The sequence below is a fragment of the Stenotrophomonas sp. genome (assembly GCF_050737075.1).
GTDB lineage: Bacteria > Pseudomonadota > Gammaproteobacteria > Xanthomonadales > Xanthomonadaceae > Stenotrophomonas.
On record NZ_JBOHXV010000152.1, the window covers coordinates 1 to 6,511 of the forward strand.

6 protein-coding genes are annotated in these 6,511 nt (G+C 67.8%); 3 read left to right on the forward strand and 3 right to left on the reverse strand.

The features are described from left to right. The 3 genes from gorA to ACREPD_RS21405 form a co-directional block, all read right to left on the reverse strand. The coding region (gorA, locus tag ACREPD_RS21395) for a glutathione-disulfide reductase (protein WP_431601158.1) at positions 1-1,350 on the reverse strand (1,350 nt) is incomplete at its 3' end. A gap of 57 nt (positions 1,351-1,407) precedes the next feature. Then, on the reverse strand, positions 1,408-2,628 hold the full coding sequence (locus tag ACREPD_RS21400; protein ID WP_431601159.1) for a DUF418 domain-containing protein: 1,221 nt from the start codon (positions 2,626-2,628) through the stop codon (positions 1,408-1,410). A gap of 125 nt (positions 2,629-2,753) precedes the next feature. Beyond that, positions 2,754-3,233, reverse strand: coding sequence for an FKBP-type peptidyl-prolyl cis-trans isomerase (locus ACREPD_RS21405; protein WP_431601160.1), 480 nt, complete (start codon positions 3,231-3,233; stop codon positions 2,754-2,756). A 116-nt stretch (positions 3,234-3,349) separates the two neighbouring features. On the opposite strand from ACREPD_RS21405, the gene ACREPD_RS21410 reads away from it, so the two are divergent. The 3 genes from ACREPD_RS21410 to ACREPD_RS21420 all read left to right on the forward strand — a co-directional run bounded on the left by ACREPD_RS21410 (position 3,350) and on the right by ACREPD_RS21420 (position 6,376). Next, positions 3,350-3,883 (forward strand): C40 family peptidase, encoded by a 534-nt coding sequence (locus ACREPD_RS21410; RefSeq protein WP_431601161.1) that lies wholly within the window; start codon positions 3,350-3,352, stop codon positions 3,881-3,883. A 131-nt stretch (positions 3,884-4,014) separates the two neighbouring features. Continuing rightward, on the forward strand, positions 4,015-4,794 hold the full coding sequence (locus ACREPD_RS21415; protein ID WP_431601162.1) for a C40 family peptidase: 780 nt from the start codon (positions 4,015-4,017) through the stop codon (positions 4,792-4,794). A gap of 244 nt (positions 4,795-5,038) precedes the next feature. Further along, on the forward strand, positions 5,039-6,376 hold the full coding sequence (locus tag ACREPD_RS21420) for a sigma-54 interaction domain-containing protein (protein WP_431601163.1): 1,338 nt from the start codon (positions 5,039-5,041) through the stop codon (positions 6,374-6,376). Positions 6,377-6,511 lie beyond the last annotated feature (135 nt).

Sequence of the window (6,511 nt, forward strand, 5' to 3'; positions counted from 1 at the left end):
CATCAACACAACCTCCTCGGATGATGTCGGGTGGATGGCCACGGTGTCGTCGAACTGCGCCTTGGTGGCGCCCATCTTCACCGCTACGGCGAAGCCCTGCAGGATCTCGTCGGCCGCTTCGCCGAGCAGGTGCACGCCCACCACCCGCTCCTCCTCGCCCACGCAGACCAGCTTGAACAGGCTGCGCTGGGTGCCGTCGGCCAGCGCCTGCAGCATCGGGCGGAAGTTGCTGCGGTACACGCGCACATCGCCGTGGCGGGCGCGGGCCTCTTCCTCGCTCAACCCCACCGCGCCGAGTGCCGGGTGCGAGAACACCACGCTGGCCACGTTCTCGTAATCCATCTTCGCCTGCGGCTGGCCGCCGAACAGGCGGTCCATCAGCTTGCGCGCCGCGGCGATCGCCACCGGGGTCAGGCCGACCTTGCCGGCGATGTCGCCCACCGCGTGCACGCTGGGCACGGCGGTGGTCTGCCACGCATCGACCTCTACATCGCCCTTTTCACCGACGACGATCCCCAGCGCCTCAAGGCCGAGGCCGCCACTGTTGCCGCGCCGGCCGGTTGCGAAGAACACCTGGTCGAAGCGCGGCTCGGACGGGCCGTCATGCCCGTAGGCGATCAGGTCTTCGCCGTCGCGGCGCAGTTCGCGCAACCGGTAGTTGAAATGCACCTGTACGCCCTGGTGGCGCAGGTTCTCGGCCAGCTGTGCGGTCAGTTCCGCATCGAAGCGCTCCAGCAGACGCTCACCGCGCACCAGCAACGTCACCCGGCTGCCGAGCGCCTGCAGCAGGCCGGCCAGCTCCACCGCGATATAGCCACCGCCGACGATCGCCACGCGCGCGGGCGCGCCACACAGGTTGAAGAAATCGTCGGAGACCGAGCCCAGTTCCGCCCCCGGAATATCCGGGCGCTGCGGGTGCGCGCCGGTCGCGATCAGGATGTGCGCGGCGGTAAGGTGCACGCCATCGCTGCAGGCCACCGTATGCGCATCCACCAGGCGACCCTTGCGTGGCACCCGCACCACCTTGTTCTCATCCAGGCGCTTGAGATAACTGGCGTGGATGTTGGCGATGTAGGCCTGGCGATGCACCACCAGTTCCTTCCAGTCCAGCGCCGGCCGTACGGGCACGTCGAAGCCCATGGCGGCGGCCAGGTCGATTTTTCCGGAGAGATCGGCAGCCAGCCACATCGCCTTCTTCGGCACGCAGCCTACGTTGACGCAGGTGCCGCCGAGTTCGCCCGGCTCCAGCATCGCCACGCGCTGGCCGTGCTGGGCCGCGCGGAATGCCGCCGCCAGTCCGCCGGAGCCACCGCCGAGAATGATCAGGTCATAGTCGTATTGCGTTGTCATGGGCGTCAGCATGCCATGTCCGGCTGCGCGTCAGACGTGAGGAGCGGTGGCCATCCTTCAGCGGCGCAGCGGCGGCCAGCGGCCATAGGTCATCGCGCGCCAGATCCATTCCAACGGACCGAACCGGAAGTAACGCAGCCACACGTGGCTGAGCACCACCTGCACGGCGAACAGCAGCAGGGCGAAGGGAATCTGCCATGCCCGTGGCATCGTCTCGAATGCGCCCAGCCCGTAGCCGTAGAACAGCCAGGTGCCCACCAGCGACTGCAGGATGTACTGGGTCAGGGCCATCCGGCCCATCGGTGCCAACCCGCGCAGGCGATCCCGCCACTGCACGATCCACGCAAGATAACCCAGGCACATCAGCAGGCCCGCCACCGACGACAGCGCGTAGGCCGCGCCGGTGCGGGCAGTGAACGTGCCCGGTGCGGTGTACGGCACCCACACCGCGCTGGTCAGCATCAACAGGAGCCCGCAGGGCAGCGCGACCCAGCGCAGTCGCTGGTACAGGCGCTCGAAACGGGCCGGGTCGGCCAGCGCGCCGCTGCGCGCGAACCAACTGCCGATCAGGAACATGCCCAGCACTTCCGGGCCGATGATCAGCGCGCCGGACAGCGACGTGCCCAGGTCGCTCGCCCGCTGCGCCACCGCCTGGGTGAAGCTGCCGTGCCCATATACCTGGCGTTGCAGTTCAATGGTCTGCTGGCCCTGCGCGATGGCGGAGCGCAAGGCGGTGTCATTGTTGCCATCGATCTGCGCCGACAGCCCCAGCAGTGCACCCATCAACAGCATCAGCAGCGCCGCGCACAGGTAGGTGGCCACCCCCATCGCCGGCAACCAGCGCTGCGGCGCCTCGCGGCAGGCCAACAGCGGCAGCGACACCAGTGCGTAGATCACCAGGATGTCGCCGGACCAGACCAGCAGCGCGTGGCACAGGCCGATCAGCAGCAGGCCCGCGCTGCGGCGCAGATAAAACGAAGTGAAATCGCGTCGCGCCGCTTCGGCACGCTGCGCCATGATCGCGAAGCCGGCGCCGAACAGCAGCGAGAACAGGGTGAAGAACTTGCCCTGCACCAGCACGTAGACCAGCGCATCGGCCCAGTAGTCCAGCCCCTGCCAATGCGGGTCGATACCGGTGAAGGCCAGGTCCAGCGGCCCGCTCAGCGCCTCCATGTTCATCAACAGGATGCCCAGCAGCGCGACGCCGCGCAGGATGTCGATGACATCGATGCGGTCGCTGGCCGCTACCGGCTGAAGGGGGGGATGGGCAGACTTCACGGGCGACTCTTGGACCAGGACGGACAGTATGCCGTCGCGTCGCAGTACGCGCCCGGCGGTGCGGGGAGCCGAATACACAACGGCCCGCCGAAGCGGGCCGTTGCATCACACGGACGACGCCGTGCTTAGTGCTGGTGGCCGCCGTCGCCGTGGACGTGGCCGTGTTCCAGTTCTTCGGGCGCCGCTGCGCGCACGTCCACGATCTCCACCGAGAAGTGCAGGTCCTTGCCGGCCATCGGGTGGTTGAGGTCCACGTCGACCACGCTCATGCCGACCTTCTGGACGGTCACGGCGCGCGGGCCGAAGTTGGTCTGCAGCACCACCTGCGAACCCGCCACCAGCTTTTCGTTGCCGAAGTGCTTCTTCGGCACGCGCTGGGTCAGGCCTTCCTTGCGCTCGCCGTAGGCGTCGGCCGCCTTGACGTCCACTTCGAAGGTGGCGCCGGCTTCCTTGTCCATCATGGCGTTTTCCAGGCCCGGGATGATGTTGCCGTGGCCGATCAGGATCGCCAGCGGGTCACGGTCCTTGGAGCTCTCGATCGGCTCCTGGCCCTGCTCGGCAACGGTGTAGTGGAAGCGGACGACGCTGTCTTTTTCGATCTTCATGCGGAACTCTTGTGCTGAGGCTGCCAGGGCAGACGAGTGAGACGGGTTGTCGCCCGCCAGGTACGCCGCCATCATGACGGCCATCTAAGGCCGCGCATTATCCGGACATCACGCACATGACGCCAGTTCCGCGCTTGAACCGCTCTGTTGCCCGGGTCGCCGCCCTGCTCGCCCTGGCCCTGCTGGCCGCCTGTGGTGGCGGCAAAAGCACCCGCCCCAGCCCGCCACCGGCCTCGACCCAGGTCTGGCCGACGGTGGTACCCAGTGACCCGCAGGCGGCCAACGCGGTGCTGATGCGCGCCATCGGGCTGGTCGGCACGCCCTACCGCTACGGCGGCAACACGCCCGAGTCCGGCTTCGACTGCAGCGGGCTGGTCACCTACGTCTACCGGGAAATGCTGGACCTCAAGCTGCCCCGGACCTCGCGCGACCTGGCCGCGGTACAGGGCCCGAAGATCGACCCGCAGCGGCTGGCGCCGGGCGATCTGGTGTTTTTCGGCGACCGCGGCAACGTGTTCCACGTCGGCATCTATGTGGGCGAAGGGCGCTTCGTGCATGCCCCCAGCACGGGCGGAACGGTCCGGCTGGACTCGCTCGCCGGGACCTACTGGAAGCAGCACTACACGGGGGCGAAACGCGTTCTTCACTGAAATGAACAGGGGAAAGGGTTGAAAATGTGAGGTCGATCACACTCATGTAAACGGAAAATTAACGAAATTTGTACCTAATCACACGTCTTACACGGCATCATCACCCATCGTTTTTATTCAGTGACCGCCGCGTGACGACAGCCGACCTGACGTACCAAGGCCAGACCGCCGCTTCAAGGCGTTTCGCCCACCCCGCTTTTCTCGCCGTTGCCTTGTGCCTCGCCAGCGTTCCGGCCTGGGCACAGACCGCGCCGACGGCCGTCATCGACGCCGCGCCGGTAGCCACCGCGAACCCGGTTGAAACCCCCGCCGCCGTCAAGCCCAAGGCTGACGCGCCGGCCCGCAGCAAGGCCGATGCCGCTGCCAGCGCCACCCTCGCCGCCCTGCTTCCGCACTTGGCGTCGAATGACACCATTCCCCTGATGGACCGTTCGGCGATGTTCGCCGGCGATCTGAGCCGCCTGCTGGCCAACTATGACGCCAGCACGGGCGCCACCGGCGCCGTGGTCGGCGGCGAAGCCGACAATGGCAAGGTGCAGTCCCTGCTGCGCCGCGCGATGACCCTGCTGGGCACGCCGTACCGCTGGGGCGGCACCTCGCCGGACAGCGGCTTCGACTGCAGCGGCCTGGTGGGCTATGTGTTCCGCACCGCCCTGGGCATCGAGCTGCCGCGCGTGTCGCGCGAAATGGCCCATGACGGCGAAGCCGAGCTGATCAACGACCGCAATGCCCTGGCTGCCGGCGACCTGGTGTTCTTCGGCCGCAAGGGCCGGGTGGACCACGTCGGCATCTATGTCGGCGAAGGCCGCTTCCTGCACGCACCCAGCACCGGCAAGGACGTCCGCGTGGACAGCCTGGTCAGCGGATACTGGAGCGGCAAGTTCATGCAGGCCCGTCGCGTCGAGCTCTGAGCCGGGCCGCTGCACCGCCCCGCCTGAAGGCCGCTGCCCCGCGCAGCGGCCTTTTGCATTATGGGGGCCGCACGTGGCCGCTGGGGGCGGCAGTCGGCGTTGTTGTTTCTGTCGTTGCAGAAATTCCCTGCATCCGGCGCGCCCCGACCAATGAAGGAGGGGCCGTTGATCCCGGCGTGGGGCGGCACGCCCGGGGGACGTTGACCAGGAGAACCGCCCGGGAACTTTCCTTTGAAGGTGACGCATGGCGGCAGTCCCTGATTTCCCGGCCCGGTGTGTGATCTGGTTTGGGCAGCCCCACGCGGCAGAACGTGCCGCATTGGCTGCGGCTGGCTGGCAGGTGCGCGGGGTGGCCAGCAATGAATGCGTGGCCATCGGCATGCGCAGCAACGACCTGATCGTGGGGCTGCTGGACCTGCGCGGCGATGCGCCTGGCAACCTGGATCATCTGCAGGCGCTGCTGGACCAGCACCGGCACATGCGGCTGCTGGCGATCCTGCCGGGCGGCCCGCGCGCACCTGACGCGCAGTTGCAGGCCCTGTTGGGCTGCTGTGTGGAGACGTATGCGGCGCCGCTGGAGGTACCGCAGCTGGTGCAGCACCTGCTGCGGCTGGCCGACGGCGAGCAGGCGCCATCGCCTGCAGGGGCGCAGTCACTGGTCGGCGACAGTGCGGTGCTGCAGGTGGCCCGCGCGGCGCTGCGCAAGTTCGCGCCGGTCGAGTTGCCGGTGCTTATCACGGGTGAAACCGGCACGGGCAAGGAGCTGGCGGCGCAGGCGCTGCATGCGCTGTCGCCACGGCATGCGCGCCCGTTCCTGGCGGTGAACTGCGGGGCGATTCCTGCAGCGCTGGTGCAGTCGGAACTGTTCGGCCACGAGCGCGGGGCGTTCACGGGCGCGGCGACACGGCGGCTGGGGCTGTTCGAGACGGCCAGTGGCGGGACGGTGTTCCTGGACGAGATCGGCGACCTGCCGCTGGACGCGCAGACGAATCTGCTGCGGGTGCTGCAGGAGGGCACGATCGAGCGCGTTGGCAGCAATCATCCGCAATCGGTGGACGTGCGGGTGGTAGCGGCGACGCATGTGGATCTGGAGCAGGCGGTGGAGCGCGGGCAGTTCCGTCGCGATCTGTTCTACCGGCTCAATGTGCTGCGGCTGCCGATGCCGGCGCTGCGCGACCGCGGCAGCGACATTGTGCTGTTGGCGGAACATTTCCTGGCCAGTTTCCGCAACCGTCATGTAACACGGGCGCGCGGCTTCACGAGCGAGGCGCGGCAGGCGCTGCTGGGCTTCCATTGGCCGGGCAACGTACGCGAGCTGCTCAACCGCGTGCAGCGCGCGGCGATCGTGAGCGAGGCGGAGTTGATCGGTGTTGCCGAGCTGGAACTGTTGCCGCCCCAGGTGGAGATGCCGCAGCGACTGCTGCACGACGCACGCCAAGCGGCAGAGCGCGAGGCGCTGCTGCGCGCGTTGCGCCAGAACGCATTCAACATCACCGCCTGCGCCCGCACGATGCAGGTCTCCCGCGTAACGGTCTACCGCCTCTGCCGCAAACACCAGCTCGCCCTACCCGAGTTGCGTTGACGGGCGTTGCTGCCAACGTCAAATGCCTTGGTCTGCGAGTCATTCTGGCTTGGGCCGGCGGCGGCGGGTTTGCGGGACACGCTGCAAGTACATCCATGTAAGCTCGTTCACGCCATCCATGGCGCTCTACGGTCC

Bases quoted from the DNA above. Each gene is read 5' to 3' on its own strand.
- ACREPD_RS21405 (WP_431601160.1), bottom strand. From the start codon at position 3,233: ATGAAGATCGAAAAAGACAGCGTCGTCCGCTTCCACTACACCGTTGCC.
- ACREPD_RS21410 (WP_431601161.1), top strand. From the start codon at position 3,350: ATGACGCCAGTTCCGCGCTTGAACCGCTCTGTTGCCCGGGTCGCCGCC.
- ACREPD_RS21420 (WP_431601163.1), top strand. From the start codon at position 5,039: ATGGCGGCAGTCCCTGATTTCCCGGCCCGGTGTGTGATCTGGTTTGGG.